The following is a 16060-nucleotide window of genomic DNA, read 5'->3' as shown; positions in this document are numbered from 1 at the left end:
TGGCGGTCGTGGAGTACGCAGAGCACATCGCAGACCTCGTGGGCAACACCCCGCTGGTCAAGCTGAACTCGTTGACCAAGGGGCTGAAGCCGCTCGTGCTGGCCAAGGTCGAGTACCTGAACCCGGGTGGCTCGGTCAAGGACCGGATCGCGCTGCGCATGATCGAGGCGGCCGAGAAGTCCGGCGAGCTGCGCCCGGGCGGCACGATCGTGGAACCGACGTCCGGCAACACCGGCGTCGGCCTGGCCATGGTCGCGCAGCGCAAGGGCTACCAGTGCGTGTTCGTCTGCCCGGACAAGGTCAGCGAGGACAAGCGCAACGTGCTCAAGGCGTACGGCGCCCGCGTCGTGGTGTGCCCGACGGCGGTCGCGCCCGAGCACCCGGACTCCTACTACAACGTCTCCGACCGCCTGGTCCGCGAGATCGACGGCGCCTGGAAGCCCAACCAGTACGCCAACCCGCAGAACCCGGAGAGCCACTACCTCTCCACCGGCCCGGAGCTGTGGACGCAGACCGACGGCAAGATCACCCACTTCGTCGCCGGCGTCGGCACCGGCGGCACCATCTCCGGCACCGGCCGGTACCTCAAGGAGGTCAGCGACGGCCGCGTGCAGGTGGTCGGCGCCGACCCGGAGGGCTCGGTCTACTCCGGCGGCAGCGGGCGGCCGTACCTGGTCGAAGGCGTCGGCGAGGACTTCTGGCCGGACACCTACGACCGGAACATCGCCGACGAGATCATCCCGATCTCCGACGCCGACTCCTTCCAGGTCACCCGCCGGCTCGCGCTGGAGGAGGGGCTGCTGGTCGGCGGTTCCTGCGGGATGGCCGTCGCCGCCGCGCTGAAGCTCGCCGAGCGGCTCACCGAGGACGACGTCGTGGTCGTGCTGCTGCCCGACGGCGGCCGCGGGTACATGACGAAGGTGTTCAACGACACCTGGATGTCCTCCTACGGCTTCCTGCCGCCCGACTCCTCCGGTGCCACGGTCGCCGACGTGCTCACGAAGAAGAGCGGGCACCTGCCGGCCCTGGTGCACTCGCACCCGAACGAGACCGTCGCCGAGGCCATCGCGATCCTGGCGGAGTTCGACGTCAGCCAGATGCCCGTGGTCAGCGCGGAGCCGCCGGTGATGGCCGCCGAGGTCGTCGGCGCCGTCAACGAGCGCGACCTGCTCGACGCGCTGTTCACCGGCAAGGCGCAGCTGGCCGACCGGCTGGAGCGGCACATGTCCCCGCCGCTGCCCACGATCGGCGGCGGCGAGCAGGTCGGGGCCGCCATGACGGCGCTCGAAGGCGCCGACGGGGCGCTCGTGCTGATCGACGGCAAGCCCGCCGGCGTCGTCACCCGGCACGACCTCCTCGGCTTCCTGGCCGGGCGCTGAACAGCAGCTCAAAAGAGTCTTGATCGGTGGACCCGGCAGGGGCGTTACGAGCGCCCCGCCGGGTGATCCGATAGCGTGAGCGCGAGTACAAAACTTTCGCGTCCTCGTCAAGGGGGTTCAAGACCCACATGAGTGCACCGCAGCCACCGAACCAGCCGTGGGGTGGCGGCCAGCCACCTCAAGGCCCGCCGAGTGGCCCCCAGCCGCAGCAGGACAACCCGTTCGGCAGTCCGGAACCGACGCAGGTCGTGCAGCCCGCCCAGCCGCAGGGTGGTTCCCCGTTCGGGGAGACGCCGGAGCCGACCCAGGTCGTCCAGCCCGCGCAGCCGGGTGACGGCGGGGCGACCCAGGCGATGCCGCCGGTCGACGCGAACGCGACCCAGATGGTGAACCCGGTCGGCGGCGGCGACGCCCCGGTCGCGGACTCCACGCAGCTGGTGCCGCCGGGCTCCCAGCCGCCGGCGATCCCGTACACCCCGCCGCCGAGCGCGGCCGACAACCCGGCCGCGGCGTTCGGCCAGCAGCCGGGCGGCTACGGCCAGCCGGGGCAGCACGGTCAGCCCGGTCAGCCGGGCGGGTTCGGGCAGCAGCCGGGCGGGTTCGGCCAGCCGGGCCAGCCGGGCCAGCCGCCGCAGGGCTTCGGCGGTCCCGGCTTCGGTGGCCCCCAGCAGCCCGGCTTCGGCGGTCAGCCGCCGCAGTTCGGCGGCCCGTCGGCGGGCGGCAACGGCCTCTTCGGCTACATCGCCGGTGGCGTGGTCGCCCTGCTGGCCCTGGTCGCGCTCATCATCTCGTTCAGCTACATGGGCGACGCGAGCGACTACTCGAAGATCTTCGACCTCGCCCCGGACCAGGCGGCGATCGACAAGGTCCTCGACGCGGCGGGCATCGTCGGCCCGGGCACGGTCTGGTTCTACGTGATCATGATCCTGCTGGGGTCGCTGATCTCCCTCGCCGGCGGCGTCGGGCTGGCGCTGGTGGGCAAGCTCGGCGGGATCAAGAAGTTCGTCCCGATCGCGATCGCCGCGGGCGGCGCGCTGCTCACGCTCTTCGCGCTCCTGCTCAAGATCGGGATGACGCCGAACTCGGAGACGCTCGCGCAGGCGTCCGCGTCGGAGAAGGACACGTTCGGCCTCGGGCTGCCGCCGCTGATCATCGGCATCCTCATCCTCATCGTGGGGGTGCTCGGGCTCATCCCGGCGACGCAGCAGTTCGTCGGCCTCGGTGGTGGCGGCGCCGCGCCGGGCGGGCCGCAGGGCTTCGGCGGACCCCAGGGCTTCGGCGGCCAGCAGCAGGGCGGCTTCGGCCAGCCAGGCCAGCAGGGCGGGTTCGGGCAGCAGCAGGGCGGCTACGGCCAGCCCGGTCAGCCGCCGCAGGGCTACGGCCAGCAGCAGGGCTACGGCCAGCCGGGCGGGCCCAACCCGTCCAGCGGCGGGTTCCCGCAGCCGTCGAGCGGGGGCTTCCCGCAGCCGGGCCAGCCGCCGCAGCAGGGTGGGTACGGCCAGCCGGGGCAGCCGCCGCACGGCTACCCGCAGCAGCCGGGTCAGCCGCCCCAGGGCTGGGGTCAGCCGCCGGGGCAGCAGGGCCCGCCGAGCGGCGGGTTCGGCCAGCCGGGCCAGCACGGTCAGCCGCCGCAGCAGCAGTGGTGAACTAGTACACCTTTCCGTGCCCCGGAGCCCATTCGGCTCCGGGGCACGCTGCGTTTATGGCCGAATTCGCAATTGTCCGAAGAGGACGAATAAGCGATACATCAACTGTCGGTGATCACGTGACAGCATTTCGGCCGCTACCGCAGGAAAATGATCTTGGGTTCCGCCGTCCGGCCGAATTCGGTTCTCTTTCGGAGTCATTTCCCCATTTGCCCACTAGGGTGAACGCCGTAGTCCCGCGCTGGAGCTGATGGGGGAGTTGTGACCGGTCCGCACGGATACCCGGTGGCACATTCACGTTCGCATTCGTCGGCTAGGCCGTCCGGCGTAACGGCGGTTCTCGCCGGATTGCTCGGGCTCGCGGCCGCGGTCGCCGCCGGATACGTGCCGGTCAAGATCTACCTCGACATGCCCGCCGAATTCAGCCTCGGCGCCCTGCCGGGCTGGGTGCTGATCGACCTGGCCGGCTACCTCGGCGCCGGGCTGGTGCTCCTGCTGGGCGCGCTGGTGACGTTCTTCCGCGCGACGGCGGGCGCGGTCCTGCTCGGCGCGGGCGCCCTGCTGGCCATCGGGTCGCTGCTGACCGAGCCGTTCTCGGTGGGCGTTCCGCTGGGCCGCTTCACCGACGCGATGTTCACCCACGGCGGCTTCGCAATGGTCGACCGGGTGGGCCTCGCCGCGCTGGCCGTGCTGGTGCTGGTCCTGGCGTTCGTGCCGCCGACGTTGCGCTACCTGCGCTACCGCACGCCGACGCGGGGGATGTGGACGAGCCAGGAGGCCTACTCGACCCGGAGCTGGTGACCCGCGCCGGTCACCCGCGGTGATCGGTCGTATCCTCGGCGGCCGTGACCGGAACCGAAGGCCGGGCGGCCCGCGCCGCCGCGGCGCTCGCCCTGCTCGGCGGAGTGGTCTACCTGGCCGGGCTCGTCCTGGACGTCGTCGCGCTGTTCCGGTACCCGGAGGACGCCGGGCGCGTCGCGGTCCACGCGGCCGTCGACGCGGTGCTCGCGTCGGCGCTGCTGCCCGGCGGTGTCCTGCTCCTGCGGCGGCAGGACGCGGGCCGGATCGGCTGCATCGCCGGGAGCTCGGCCGCCCTGCTCGCGACGCTGACGTCGGCGGCCCTGGCGGCGGCCGGGGTGACCTTCGGCGGCCCCGGTGACCTGGCGATGGGCGGGCTGACCGCGCTGGCCGTGGTGGTGCCGCCCGCGCTGGCCACGCTGGCGCTCGCCCTGTCCGCCCCCGCCGCCCGCTGGTGCACCCCTGAGATCCATCCCACCTGACGGGAATGTCCGGCCCCCGCCGTACGCTCTACCCATGGTGGACGACTACTCCGTACTGGGATTCGAGACTCGCGCGATCCACGCCGGTCAGAAGCCCGACCCCCGCACCGGCGCCGTGATCGTGCCGATCTACCAGACCTCGACCTACGCGCAGGACGGCGTGGGCGGGACCCGCGAGGGCGACTACGAGTACTCGCGCACCGCGAACCCGACCCGCTCGGCGCTGGAGGAGGCGCTGGCCTCGCTGGAAGGCGGCCGGCACGCGCTGGCCTTCGCGTCCGGCATGGCGGCCTCCGACGTGGTGCTGCGCAGTACGCTCCGCCCCGGTGACCACCTCGTGCTCGGCAACGACGCGTACGGCGGCACGTTCCGCCTGATCGACAAGGTGCTCAGCCTGTGGGGCGTCGAGCACACCGTCGCCGACCTCGCGAACCTCGACGAGGTGCGTGCCGCGATCCGGCCCGAGACCAAGCTGGTCTGGTGTGAGTCGCCGACCAACCCGATGCTCGGCATCGCCGACATCGCGGCGCTGGCCGGGGTCGCGCACGACGCCGGCGCCCGCCTGGTGGTCGACAACACCTTCGCGACGCCGTACCTGCAGAACCCGCTGGCGCTGGGCGCGGACATCGTCCTGCACTCGACGACGAAGTACCTCGGCGGCCACTCCGACGTCGTCGGCGGCGCGATCATCACCAACGAGGACGAGCTGCGCGAGCAGTTCTTCTACCTGCGCAACGCCGCGGGCGCGGTGCCGGGGCCGTTCGACGCGTGGCTGACCCTGCGCGGCATCAAGACGCTGGCCCTGCGCATGGAGCGGCACAGCGACAACGCCGAGCTGATCGTCCAGGCGCTGGTCAAGCACCCCAAGGTGGCGAAGGTCTACTACCCGGGCCTGCCGGAGCACCCGGGCCACGAGACGGCGGCCAAGCAGATGCGCCGGTTCGGCGGCATGGTGTCGTTCAGCCACGCCGACGGCGAGGCGGCCGCCCTGGAGGTGGCGTCGCGCACCAAGCTGTTCATCCTGGCCGAGTCCCTCGGCGGCATCGAGTCGCTGATCGAGCACCCGGGCAAGATGACCCACGCCAGCACGGCGGGCTCGACGCTGCAGGTCCCGGCCGACCTGCTGCGCCTGTCGGTCGGCATCGAGGACGGCCGCGACCTGGTGGCCGACCTGCTGGCCGCCCTCGGCTGACCCTCAAGCGCCGACGTCGAGACCGCCGCCGTAGAGGCGCTCCACCCGGAGCGTGATCACGACGCGGCGGTCTTCGACCATGTTCCGCAGGAACACGGCTTCGTCCCCGGGATCGGTGAACGGCGCCTGCATCGCGAGCAGCGCCCGCCCGGTCGCGTCCCCCGGCACCGTGCTCGCGGGCGACACCTCGGCCACGCCTTCCGCGACGGCGAAGGCCAGGTGGTCGTCGCTGCCCACGTAGAGCGACGCGTGCGGGTCACGGGCCAGCTGGCGGACCTTCGCGCGCCCGAGCGCCGACCCGATCCGCACGACGCGCTCTTCGGGGTCCCAGGCGTAGGCGACGGTCGACAGGTGCGGGAAGCCGGCGCGGTTGACCGTCGCCAGCGCGCCGAGACTGTGGCCGCCGAGCAGTTCGCTCAGGGCGTCTTCGGTGGGCTTCGCGGGTCCGGGGCCGCGGCCCGGTTCGTAAACGGTGGTCACCCGATGATCATCGGGGCCGGGCGGACCTCGCGGAAGAAGGCACTTTCGTGTTCCCGGGGCACACCGGGGTAACCCACCAGGTCAGGGGTTGTAGTTCCCGTGCACGACGCCGCCGGACTTCGGGGTGCCCGCGGCCGGGAGGTTCGCGCCGTCCACGCAGCCGCCGACCAGCTCCACGTGGCTGTCGTGGCGGATGTACTGGGCCGGGGACGCGCACGAGGCGCTGTCCACCGTGATGTACGCGGCTCCGGTGAGCGCGGCGGCCGACGCGAGGCCGATCACGAGCGGGACCAACCCGGCGGACCGGGTGGCGCGAGCCCGTCGAGCGTCGTTCCCCCGTGCCATGGTTGCTCCCTGTTTACCGTCCGTTGACACCGCCCAGGGTACCCGGCCACCCGCCCTGTCAACCTGTGGAGTTCCTGAGTGGCATAGTCCGGGCCATGGAACTCGTCACCATCGAGCGGATCCAGGCCGCCCGGGAACTCCTAAAAGGAGTGACCAGGGTGACGCCGATGGAGCACGCGCGCGACCTGCGCAAGCTCCACGGCGGTCCGGTGCACCTGAAGTGCGAAAACCTGCAGCGCACGGGGTCGTTCAAGATCCGCGGCGCCTACACCCGCATCCACGGCCTGAGCGCCGCCGAACGCGAACGCGGCGTCGTCGCGGCCAGCGCCGGCAACCACGCGCAGGGCGTCGCGCTCGCCTCGTCGCTGCTCGGGGCCAAATCGACCGTCTTCATGCCGCTGCGGGCGCCGCTGCCGAAGCTCGCCGCGACCCGCGGGTACGGCGCCGACGTCCACCTCCACGGCGCGCTGCTGGAGGAGACCCTCGCCGCGGCGATCGAGTTCGGCGAGCGGACCGGCGCGGTGTTCATCCACCCCTTCGACCACGCGGACGTCATCGCCGGCCAGGGCACCGTCGGCCTCGAGATCCTCGAGCAGGTGCCGGGCGTGAAGACGATCCTGGTCGCCACCGGCGGCGGCGGGCTGGTCGGCGGGGTCGCGTCGGCGGTGAAGGCGGTGCGCCCGGACGTCCGCGTCGTGGGTGTCCAGGCCGAGGAGGCCGCCGCGTACCCGCCGTCGCTGGCCGAGGGCGCGCCCGTGCGGCTGGGCTCGACCTCGACGATGGCCGACGGCATCGCGGTCGGCGAACCGGGCCCGGTCAGCTTCGCGCACGTGGCGTCGCTGGTCGACGACGTCGTGACGGTGTCCGAGGAGTCCCTCTCCCGCGCGGTGCTGCTCTGCCTCGAACGCCGGAAGCTGGTGGTCGAGCCGGCGGGCGCGGCGACCGTCGCGGCCCTGCTGCAGCACCCCGGGCTCTTCGAGCCCCCGGTGGTGGCGGTGCTTTCGGGCGGCAACGTCGACCCGGTGCTGCTCCTGCAGATCATCCAGCACGGCATGACCGCGGGCGGCCGCTACCTGCGCCTGCACCTGCGGGTCCCGGACCGCCCGGGCTCGCTGGTCGGCGTGCTGTCGTGCGTGAGCGAGCTGGGCGCGAACGTCCTCGACGTCGAGCACTCCCGGATCTCCGGCAGCCTCGACCTCGGCGAGGCCGACATCGTGCTGGCGCTCGAAACCCGCGGCCCCGAGCACTGCAAGGACCTCGAGATCGCGTTGACGAACGCGGGTTACACGGTGGTCTGACCGGTCTTTCGGGGGTTCCCGGTGGCGGAGCCCCCGGCCCGCGGCGAAGCCGCGGATGTCACAGCGTTTCGCCCGTGATCGCCGCCAGGGCCAGGTCCTTGGCCGGCTCGGGGACGTCCGTCGGCGCGGTGAAGCGGCGGGCCCGGATGTGGGCGACCAGGTCCGGGTCCGGCGGCACGCCGTGCTCGCGCAGGTAGTACGCGACCGCGCCGGGCCAGGCCCAGGCTCCGTCGGTGCGGAAGTTCATCGGCACCGCGTCCGCGCGGTCGGGCGCGAACGCGTCCGGGCCGTTGCTGCGCGAGGCCAGGATGACCGGCGCCGCGTCGAGGTACGCGAGCACCCGTTCGGCCTCCGCCGGAACCAGCTGCGGCCGCCGGACGAGCGGACGGCCCGAAGCGTCGACGCCGTCGTAGATCCGCGGCGTGCGGACCTCGCCGTCGGCCGCCGGCGGGGTCAGCCCGGCGCGCTCGCGCAGCCAGGCCGGGATGTGCTCGTCGGCGCGGGGGAAGAACCGCAGCTCGTCCTGGAACCCGATCGGCGGCGGCTGCTGCCGGAACGGCGGTTCGAGGTCGGGCCGCACGAAGTCGACGTCGGGCGGCTGCGCCGGCTCGAACACGAGGATCGCGCCCAGCCACGTGCCGACGCCGGGCTGGTACATGCCCGACCGCAGCACCCCGAGCAGCCGCACCGCTTCCGGGTGCGGCTGTCCGGGCCGGGGCACGCCGTCCGGCCCGGTCACCAGCAGGTCGGCTTCGACGTGCCGCCCGGCGGCGCGGTACTCCACACGCAGCTGCCGCCACCCCGGCGGCACCTGCGACGTCAGCACCGCGCCGAGCCGGCGGGCGATCTCCTGCTGCTGGTCCGGGCGCAGCGGCCCCGGTGGCTGGGTCATGGCGCGGAACTCCCGTGTCAGTTGCCCGCCGCGCGAGCCGCCTGGAGCCCGGCGCGGTACCACTCCGGCATGTACGCCTCGTCGCGCGGGAAGCGCTCCTGCTCGGTCGCGAACTCCTGCGGCGCCGGCGGCGGCTGGAAGTCCGGCTGGTTCTTGTAGTTGTACTGGATGGTGAAGCGCGACGGCGGTTCCAGGATGTAGCGCGCGGAGAACCAGGTGCCCTCGTTCTCCGTGTACATCCCGCCGCGCAGCCGCTGGAAGCCGCGCCAGACCTCGGCGGGCGGGTCCCAGACGCGTTCCTTGCCGTCCGGCCCGGTCACGGCGACGGCGACGTCGAGGTTCCGGCCGACGGCGCGGAAGTCGATCACCAGCTCACGCCAGCCGGGCGGGAGCGCTCCGACCAGCTCGTTCGTGATTCCGTCCAGTTCTTCCTTCTGCTGGACCGGGTCGAGCAGTGGCCAAACGGGCATGCGCGGGTTCCTCCTGGTGGTTCGGGGCGGTGGCCATCATGGCACGGCGGGTGGGGTCCGCTGCTGCTCGAGCTGCCCGCCCTCGTCGAGCAGGTCCCGCAGCCACGGCGGGATGTGGGCGTCGTCGCGCGGGAACGCTTCGAGGTCGCGCGAGAACGCCGTCGGGTGCAGCGGCGGCCACCAGCGGGGGTCTTCGTCGAAGTTGTAGGCGAACTCCGGCGCGGCGCCGGCCCGCAGGTGCACGGTGGCGGAGAACCACGTGCCGCGGCCCGGTTCGTACTTCGTCTCGCGCAGTTCCCGGAAGCCGGCCTTCGCCGCGGGCGGGACGTCCATCGACCCGTTGCGGCCGTCGGCCAGCTTCAGTTCGAGGGCGTAGTCGTAGGCGAGGACGGTCGCCGAGACGGTGAGCCTGATCCACCCCCAGCCCGGCGGCGCATCCTCCGCGAGCGCGGCGGCGACCGCGGTTTCGAGGTCGTCAGGCATCGGCGGCCTCGCTTCCGTAAGGGGTGTTCGGACCGTAGTTGATCTTGGAAGGATCGTTGGGGAAGTCACGTTCCTTGGTCACGCGCGAGAGTTCGATCGGCTTGCCGTCCGCGCCCTTCACGATCTCGCCGTCCGCGTCGACCTGGTACTGGACCTCCTGCCAGCGCATCGTGACGTTCGCGGGGACGCCGTTCCCGAGGTCGCCCTCGGTCCGGACCTGGTAGTTCTCGATCTCCTGGCCGGGGTGGTCGGCGTACCGGCCCAGCTCGACCTCCTGCTTGCGCCAGGAGGCGTCGTGGATCCAGCCGTCGCGGTTGTTGCCGCTGTTCGAGGCCGCCATCTGCGAGTGCATGTTGACGTACTCGCCCGGCCCGCCCATCTCGTTGGCCGCGAAGTGCCCGCCGGCCCACTTGACCTGCTCGTACTCGGCGTCGCCCTTGAACGTCTTGCGTCCTTCGCCGCCGGACCGGTTCTGGGACGCCGTGTCGCGGAAGTCCTCGTTCTGGCCACCGAAGTGCGGCTCGCCGGTCATCGCGACCGGCTTGCCGTTGTCGCCGACCTGGAAGTTCCAGTGCTTGTTCGAGTTGTGGAAGTTCTCCACCTGGTACTGCGCGCCCGGCACGAGCGGGTAGCGCAGGTCCGGGTTGTGGAACGGCGCCTCCTTGCCCGGGGTCGCCTCCACGTGCGTCACCTTGCCGTCGGCACCGGTGAAGAAGCTGCTCGTGGCGCCGTTCTTGTAGGTCACGTTGTACTGCGCGTTGGGCGCCAGCGGGCCTTCGGCACGCAGCACCTGCGGGACACCGTCGTCGGCGAGCTTCGTGTTGCGCGTCCGCGGTTCGACGTCCTCGATCTCCTTCGGCGATTCGATCGACGGGTGCCCGTCCGGCCGATCGCGGTGGCCGGCGTAGTGGCTGTCCTCGTGCCGGTCGAAGGTGACGAACCGTTCGCCGAACTCCGGGGAGTTGCGGTCGATCGTCCGCGGCTTCGGCACCTCGTCGTAGGGCAGCGGGTCGTCGGGGGTGTCGCCGTCCCCGCGGTGCTGCGCGCTGTCGGCGTCGACGTCGTGCTGGTCGCCGTGGTGGCTGTCGGGCGCGAAGCCGTCGTCGCCGGCCCGGTGGGTGGAGCCGTCGGGGTGGTGGGTGTTCCACTCGCCGTCGGGTGGGATGCGGGGACGCATCTTGCCGTCGGGGCCGATTTCGTAGTCGGACGAGAAGACCCGGCCGTGGGAGTCGGTCCAGGCCGGTTTGGTGGGGGCCATGACTTCGGTGTCGAGCTCACGGGAGAGCCGGTGGGCGAAGTCGTTGGAGGAGGCGTCACAGCCGATGAGCCGGATGGGGCGGCCGTCGTAGTCGCCGTTGCGGCGCAGGATGTCGGCGAATTCCTCCGGGGTGTAGAGGCGGTCGCCGATGCGGGCGTGGCCATCGGGGGTGACGTGGACGTCGACGGTGTAGCGGCCGTCCGGGTCGGGTTGGACGCGGTGGGGCAGGTCGCCCATGGCGGGGTCGCCGGCGTGGTAGGAGCTGCCGGAGGGGGTGCTTTCGGCGTGGCGGGCGTTGACCTCGTCCGGGGTGAGGGGCTCGTTGTGGTGCGGGGCGCCGTCGGGGCCGGGGGTGTTGTCGTGCGGGGTGTGCCCGGGGCCGTTTTCGTGCGGCCGGGTGTGGGTGTCGGAGCCGTGGGGGCCGCCAGGGCGGGTGCCCGGGGCGTGGGTGTCGGGGCCGTGCGTGCCGCCGGGGCGGGCGCCCGGTGCGTGGTCCGGGGCGTGGGTACCGGGGCCGAAGCCGCGGGCTGCGGGGGCGGGGGCGTCCGGGGTGCGCGGACGGCCGCCGCCGGGCAGGTCGCCGCCGCCGCGGGGGCGGCCGGGTGCGTCGACGTGCGGGCTGTGGGCGCCGGGGCTGCCCGGGGTGCCGGTCCAGCCACCACCGCCACCGCCGGCGCGCGGGGAGCCACCGCCGAGGCCACCGCCGCCCGGAGTGCCCCCGGGCATGCCGCCGCCCATCATCGGGGCACCACCCTGCGGCGGGACACCCGCGGCGGCACCGTCGCCACCGCGCGGCGACGGGACGGTGCCGGGGTCGCCGGTCCGCGGAGCGGTGGGGGCGGTACCACTGGCCGAGGTAGCGCCATCGGCGCGCGGCGGCGCGGCATTGCTCGGCGAATCGGTCCCGCCGTGCGACGGAGTGCTGTCGCCACCGCGGGTGGGCGACGGGCTACCGTCCCCGACCCGCGACGGGGTGCTGTCGGTGCCTCGCGCGGGCGAGGGGCTTTCGCTGGTGTGCGACGGGGTGCTGTCGCTGCCGCGGGTGGGCGAGGGGTTGCTTTCGCCGGTGTGGGAGGGAGTGCTGTCGGTGCCTCGCGTAGGCGAGGGGCTGCTGTCGCCGATGTGCGACGGCGTGTTGTCGCTGCCGCGGGTAGGCGAGGGGCTGTCGCTGGTGTGTGACGGGGTGCTGTCGCTGCCTCGCGTAGGCGAGGGGCTGCTGTCGCCGGTGTGCGACGGGGTGCTGTCACTGCCACGCGTGGGCGAGGGGCTGCTGTCGCCGGTGTGCGACGGCGTGCTGTCGCCACCCCGCGTCGGCGAAGGACTCGAGTCGCTCGCCCGCGAGGGTTCCCCGGCGTGGGACGGGGTGCTGTCCGTGCCACGGGCGGCAGAAGGACTGCTGTCGCCCGAAGGCGATCGCGACGACGAAGGACTCGAATCGCCTGTGTGCGACGAAGAACTGTCGCCCGTGTGCGAAGCAGAACCGTCGCCGGTGTTCGAGGTTGAACCCTCCCCGTCACCCCCGTGCGATGGCGCGCTTTCCCCGTCCGGCGATCCCGATCCCTCCCGGCCGGAACTCCGCCGCGATCCCGGATCGGTGTTCATCGGGTCGGAACTCGGCGAGTCACCGTCGGCGTGGCCGGAGTCGCCGGAGTGTGAACCGTCCCCGGCGTGGGCGCGGGTGTGGACTCCGCCGCCCTCCTTGGGGATCTTGTGGACGAACCCGCCCTCCTTGATCTTCAGCCCGTCCAGGCCGCTGACCTTGCCCAGCACCTTGCCGAACACCTTCGCGATCTTCTCGAAGACGTCCACCAGCTTCGACAGCAGCGGCGACACCTTGCGGATCGTGTCGGTCAGCTTCTTGAGCAGGTCGCCGATCTTCTTGCCCCACTTGGCGATCGCGGCCGACGCCTGCGCCACCACCACCGGCGTGCCGAAGCCGAGGGAGAAGACCTCCTCCATCACCCACGCGATCAGCTTGCCGACCAGGTCCGCGATCAGCTGCCGCACCGTCTCGCGGACGAACGACACGACCTGGCCCATGATCATCGTGACCGTGCTGATCGCGCCGGCCACCGTCGCCGCGCCCGAAAGCGCCTCCGAATGCTCCGCGGCGAACTTCCGGTACGCGTCCGCGCCCGCGCCCGTCCAGCCCGTGGTGCCGTTCTTGACCGCGTTGTCGAAATCGGTCTTGCGCTCGCCCAGCGCCTTGGACACGTTGCCCCACGTGTCGGCGTAGGACTGGATCACCGGCGGGTTGCCCGCCACCGAATCCAGCATGTCCTTCAACGGCTGCACGTGCTCCATCAGGAACGACGCCACCGACGACATCAGATACCCGAACGGGTCCACCGCCGCGCCGGCGATCTCGCCCGCCAGCGACAGCATCCCCAGGCCACCGGAAACCCAGTCGCCGTCCTTGATGCCGTTGAACGCGTCCATCGACGACTCGGCGATGCCGATGCCGCCGGCCCAGCCGTAGTCGCCGTTGCCCGCGGTGAACGCGCCCGGCCCGTCCGGGTCCTTCTTCGCGTCGACGACGAGCGGGTTCCCCTCCGGCATCACGCACCGCCCGCGGACTTGTTGAGATCGCCGGCGACGCCGGACTCGTACTTGTGGTAGGCCGCCGCGGCTTCGCGGACCTTGCCCGACACCGCCGTCATCGCCTGCACGGCGTCCTTCAACGCGTCGATCCCGTACTGCTCCACCGGGTCGAGCATCATCCGGAACGGCTGGCAGAGGATGCCGTACGCGTCGGTCGGCATGCTGACCTGGTTCGCCGCGTCGACGGCCTGCTGCAGCCCGTCCCCGATGGCGTCGAGCTGGTGGGCGTGCGCCGTCAGGTCGGTGCTGAGTTCCACGTCCGTCATCGGTTCCCCCTCAGGAAAGGATCGGTCCGCCGAAGTCGTCGTCATCGTCGTTGTCGGCCGGACGCCGGCGCCGCGGCGGCTGCGGCGGGGCAGGCGGCGCGGGCGGCGGTGGCGGAGTGCGCGGCGGCTGCTCGTCGCTGTCCTCCGGCAGGAACCGGCGGACGCGGTCGGGCTCCGGGAACGCGGGCTCGGGCTCCGGCGGCGGCTGCGGGAACGTGCTCTGCGCCTCCCGGACGATCTCCGCCGCGGCCTGGTCGCCGGTGCCGGTGGTCTCGCTCATGGCCTGCTGCAGCAGTTCGGGGATCCGGGCCTGCGCGCGCTGGACGAGCTGCATCACCTGCGCCGACACCTCGGCCATCCGCTTGCTCGTGGCGGTCTCGGCGATGACGAGGTTCTTCAGCAACCCGCGCGAATCCACGGTCACCTGGACGGTGCCGTCCTTCGACCGCTCGGTGACCGACTGGCCCTGCATGCGATCGGCCAGCGCCTGGTACCGGGCGGCGTTCTCCTCGAGCCGCTTGGTCCAGTTGTCGATCATCGCGTCGCTGGCGTCGATGCTGTCCGGCATCCGGCCCCCTTCCCTCCACTCACACAGACGGAGCCGGGACACCGTCGGTTCCCGATTCACGTCAAAGGCCACCATAGGGGACCCGGAGGTCCCCTATGGTGGCCTTCGCCGAGATGTGTCAGAGGTTGCCTCGGCGCTCCTGCTCACGCTCGATCGCCTCGAACAGGGCCTTGAAGTTGCCCTTGCCGAAGCCCAGCGAGCCGTGGCGCTCGATCAGCTCGTAGAAGACGGTCGGGCGGTCGCCGATCGGCTTCGTGAAGATCTGCAGCAGGTAGCCGTCCTCGTCGCGGTCGACCAGGATGCTGTGCTCCTTGAGCGTCTCGATCGGCACGCGGACGTTGCCGATCCGGGCGCGCAGCTCGGGGTCGTCGTAGTAGGAGTCCGGGGTGTCGAGGAACTCGACACCGGCGGCGCGCATCGCCGTCACCGTGGCGATGATGTCGTTGGTGGCCAGCGCGATGTGCTGGCAGCCGGCCCCGTCGTAGAACTCGAGGTACTCGTCGATCTGCGACTTCTTCTTCGCGACGGCCGGCTCGTTCAGCGGGAACTTGACCCGGTGGTTGCCGTTCGAGACGACCTTGCTCATCAGCGCCGAGTACTCGGTCGCGATGTCGTCGCCGACGAACTCCGCCATGTTCACGAAGCCCATGACGCGGTGGTACCAGTCGACCCAGTAGTCCATCTTGCCGAGCTCGACGTTGCCGACGCAGTGGTCGACGGCCTGGAACAGCCGCTTCGGCGCGCCTTCGGGCCGCTTGATCGTGCTCTCGCGCGGCTCGTAGCCGGGCAGGTAGACACCGGTGTAGCGCGACCGGTCGACCAGCGAGTGGCGGGTCTCGCCGTACGTCGCGATGGCCGCCACGCGGACCGTGCCGTGCTCGTCGGAGACGTCGTGCGGCTCCTCGAGGATGGTCGCGCCCTGAGCCCGCGCGTGCTCGATGCACTTGTCGACGTCGGTGGTCTCCAGCGCCAGGTCGATGACGCCGTCGCCGTGCTTGCGGTGGTGGTCCAGCAGCGGCGAGTCCGGCTTCACGCCGCCGGTGATGACGAACCGGGCCGAGCCGGACTTCAGCACGTAGGACTTGCGCTCGAAGTCGCCGGTCTCGGGACCGGAGTACGCGACGAGCTGCATCCCGAACGCGATCTGGTAGTACCAGGCGGTCTGGGTGGCGTTGCCGGCGATGAACACCACCGCGTCCATGGCCTTGACCGGGAACGGGTCGGTCGAGGCGTCGTGGTCCACGAGCCCGACGAGCTGACGCAGCTGGTCGTAGCTGACGTCGTCGAGCGCGCCCTGGGGTTCGGCAGTCTGGGTCATACCTCGAAGGATCATCCCTTCGAGGCAAGATGCGCAATGGTCTCTGTTTTGGCTGGACACATTGACCAGTGTCTGTCGGCCATCGGCGGTCATCATGGACAATCTGTGCATGCCGGAGAACCTGGATGCGCTGGATGCGCGACTGCTGCTGTTGCTGACGGACTCCCCGCGCCTGGGGGTGCTGGAGTGCGCGCGCCGGCTCGGCGTCGCCCGCGGGACGGTCCAGGCGCGCCTCGACCGCCTGACCGAGCGCGGCATCCTCGGCGGCTTCCCGCCGGAACTCGACCTGGCGGCGATGGGCTACGGCCTGACGGCGTTCGCGTGGCTGGAGATCGCCCAGGGCCGCCGCGCGGAGGTGACGGAAGCGCTTTCGGCGATCGACGAGGTGTGCGAGGTGCACGCGACCACCGGCCAGGGCGACCTGTTCGTCCGGATGGTCGCGCGCGGCAACGACGACCTGCAGCGGGTGATCGACGAGGTGGTCGGGGTACCGGACGTGCTGCGGACGTCGACGTCGATCGCCTTGTCGACCCCGGTGCCGCCGCGGGTCCGCCCCCTGCTGGAGCGGACCGCGCGGGGCTGAG

At 71.9% G+C, this 16060-nt stretch carries 16 protein-coding genes; 7 read left to right on the top strand and 9 right to left on the bottom strand.

From position 1 onward, the window contains the following. Positions 1-8 precede the first annotated feature (8 nt). From AB0J40_RS17075 to AB0J40_RS17055, 5 genes are all read left to right on the top strand, one after another. On the top strand, positions 9-1379 hold the full coding sequence (locus AB0J40_RS17075) for a cystathionine beta-synthase (RefSeq protein WP_364453495.1): 1371 nt from the start codon (positions 9-11) through the stop codon (positions 1377-1379). A 128-nt stretch (positions 1380-1507) separates the two neighbouring features. Then, a complete protein-coding gene (locus AB0J40_RS17070) occupies positions 1508-3025 on the top strand; it encodes a hypothetical protein (RefSeq protein WP_364453493.1) in 1518 nt (505 codons plus the stop codon). Positions 3026-3310: 285 nt separating this feature from the next. Further along, complete coding sequence (locus AB0J40_RS17065) at positions 3311-3826, top strand: hypothetical protein (RefSeq protein WP_364453490.1); 516 nt, start codon at positions 3311-3313, stop codon at positions 3824-3826. 44 nt (positions 3827-3870) lie between these two features. Beyond that, positions 3871-4305, top strand: a complete 435-nt coding sequence (locus AB0J40_RS17060; protein WP_364453487.1) for a hypothetical protein — start codon at positions 3871-3873, stop codon at positions 4303-4305. Between the two features lie 34 nt (positions 4306-4339). Then, entirely contained in the window at positions 4340-5497 is a 1158-nt protein-coding gene (locus AB0J40_RS17055; RefSeq protein ID WP_364453485.1) for a cystathionine gamma-synthase, read from the top strand. Between the two features lie 3 nt (positions 5498-5500). Here the strand turns inward: AB0J40_RS17055 and AB0J40_RS17050 are convergent, their stop codons facing one another. Then, positions 5501-5977: a TIGR03618 family F420-dependent PPOX class oxidoreductase gene (locus AB0J40_RS17050; RefSeq protein ID WP_364453483.1), complete on the bottom strand. Its 477-nt coding sequence runs from the start codon at positions 5975-5977 to the stop codon at positions 5501-5503. An 81-nt stretch (positions 5978-6058) separates the two neighbouring features. Further along, entirely contained in the window at positions 6059-6322 is a 264-nt protein-coding gene (locus AB0J40_RS17045; RefSeq protein WP_364453480.1) for a hypothetical protein, read from the bottom strand. Positions 6323-6417: 95 nt separating this feature from the next. Here AB0J40_RS17045 and ilvA point away from each other — a divergent pair, with 95 nt between their 5' ends. Next, positions 6418-7620 carry a threonine ammonia-lyase gene (gene ilvA, locus AB0J40_RS17040; protein ID WP_364453478.1) on the top strand — a complete coding sequence of 401 codons (1203 nt, stop codon included), beginning with the start codon at positions 6418-6420 and terminating at the stop codon, positions 7618-7620. A gap of 58 nt (positions 7621-7678) precedes the next feature. On the opposite strand, the gene AB0J40_RS17035 is transcribed toward ilvA, so the two are convergent. The 7 genes from AB0J40_RS17035 to hppD form a co-directional block, all read right to left on the bottom strand. After that, positions 7679-8512: a ferredoxin gene (locus tag AB0J40_RS17035; protein WP_364453475.1), complete on the bottom strand. Its 834-nt coding sequence runs from the start codon at positions 8510-8512 to the stop codon at positions 7679-7681. 17 nt (positions 8513-8529) lie between these two features. Next, the gene (locus tag AB0J40_RS17030) at positions 8530-8982 is read right to left on the bottom strand and encodes a hypothetical protein (protein WP_364453473.1); all 453 of its coding nucleotides are present in this window, start codon (positions 8980-8982) and stop codon (positions 8530-8532) included. 36 nt (positions 8983-9018) lie between these two features. After that, positions 9019-9465 carry a hypothetical protein gene (locus AB0J40_RS17025; RefSeq protein ID WP_364453471.1) on the bottom strand — a complete coding sequence of 149 codons (447 nt, stop codon included), beginning with the start codon at positions 9463-9465 and terminating at the stop codon, positions 9019-9021. Further along, a complete protein-coding gene (locus tag AB0J40_RS17020) occupies positions 9458-13282 on the bottom strand; it encodes a hypothetical protein (protein ID WP_364453469.1) in 3825 nt (1274 codons plus the stop codon). Before AB0J40_RS17020 ends, AB0J40_RS17025 begins: the two co-directional genes overlap by 8 nt. Further along, positions 13282-13590 carry a type VII secretion target gene (locus tag AB0J40_RS17015; protein ID WP_364453467.1) on the bottom strand — a complete coding sequence of 103 codons (309 nt, stop codon included), beginning with the start codon at positions 13588-13590 and terminating at the stop codon, positions 13282-13284. Before AB0J40_RS17015 ends, AB0J40_RS17020 begins: the two co-directional genes overlap by 1 nt. 10 nt (positions 13591-13600) lie before the next feature. After that, a complete protein-coding gene (locus AB0J40_RS17010) occupies positions 13601-14158 on the bottom strand; it encodes a YbaB/EbfC family nucleoid-associated protein (RefSeq protein WP_364453464.1) in 558 nt (185 codons plus the stop codon). A 118-nt stretch (positions 14159-14276) separates the two neighbouring features. Then, complete coding sequence (hppD, locus tag AB0J40_RS17005; RefSeq protein ID WP_364453462.1) at positions 14277-15476, bottom strand: 4-hydroxyphenylpyruvate dioxygenase; 1200 nt, start codon at positions 15474-15476, stop codon at positions 14277-14279. Positions 15477-15585: 109 nt separating this feature from the next. On the opposite strand from hppD, the gene AB0J40_RS17000 reads away from it, so the two are divergent. Next, on the top strand, positions 15586-16059 hold the full coding sequence (locus tag AB0J40_RS17000) for an Lrp/AsnC family transcriptional regulator (protein WP_160696256.1): 474 nt from the start codon (positions 15586-15588) through the stop codon (positions 16057-16059). Position 16060 lies beyond the last annotated feature (1 nt).

The sequence above is a fragment of the Amycolatopsis sp. NPDC049691 genome (assembly GCF_040675005.1).
Classification (GTDB): Bacteria; Actinomycetota; Actinomycetes; order Mycobacteriales; family Pseudonocardiaceae; genus Amycolatopsis.
Note: the sequence above shows the minus strand (reverse complement) of the source record. Positions and strands in the feature narration are given on the sequence as shown.

What these genes read in the sequence shown, in the direction of transcription:
- AB0J40_RS17020 (WP_364453469.1), bottom strand. Translation starts at nt 13,282, where the DNA reads ATGCCGGAGGGGAACCCGCTCGTCGTCGACGCGAAGAAGGACCCGGAC.
- hppD (WP_364453462.1), bottom strand. Translation starts at nt 15,476, where the DNA reads ATGACCCAGACTGCCGAACCCCAGGGCGCGCTCGACGACGTCAGCTAC.
- AB0J40_RS17045 (WP_364453480.1), bottom strand. Translation starts at nt 6,322, where the DNA reads ATGGCACGGGGGAACGACGCTCGACGGGCTCGCGCCACCCGGTCCGCC.
- AB0J40_RS17000 (WP_160696256.1), top strand. Translation starts at nt 15,586, where the DNA reads ATGCCGGAGAACCTGGATGCGCTGGATGCGCGACTGCTGCTGTTGCTG.
- AB0J40_RS17010 (WP_364453464.1), bottom strand. Translation starts at nt 14,158, where the DNA reads ATGCCGGACAGCATCGACGCCAGCGACGCGATGATCGACAACTGGACC.
- AB0J40_RS17035 (WP_364453475.1), bottom strand. Translation starts at nt 8,512, where the DNA reads ATGACCCAGCCACCGGGGCCGCTGCGCCCGGACCAGCAGCAGGAGATC.
- ilvA (WP_364453478.1), top strand. Translation starts at nt 6,418, where the DNA reads ATGGAACTCGTCACCATCGAGCGGATCCAGGCCGCCCGGGAACTCCTA.
- AB0J40_RS17025 (WP_364453471.1), bottom strand. Translation starts at nt 9,465, where the DNA reads ATGCCTGACGACCTCGAAACCGCGGTCGCCGCCGCGCTCGCGGAGGAT.
- AB0J40_RS17015 (WP_364453467.1), bottom strand. Translation starts at nt 13,590, where the DNA reads ATGACGGACGTGGAACTCAGCACCGACCTGACGGCGCACGCCCACCAG.
- AB0J40_RS17055 (WP_364453485.1), top strand. Translation starts at nt 4,340, where the DNA reads ATGGTGGACGACTACTCCGTACTGGGATTCGAGACTCGCGCGATCCAC.
- AB0J40_RS17030 (WP_364453473.1), bottom strand. Translation starts at nt 8,982, where the DNA reads ATGCCCGTTTGGCCACTGCTCGACCCGGTCCAGCAGAAGGAAGAACTG.
- AB0J40_RS17070 (WP_364453493.1), top strand. Translation starts at nt 1,508, where the DNA reads ATGAGTGCACCGCAGCCACCGAACCAGCCGTGGGGTGGCGGCCAGCCA.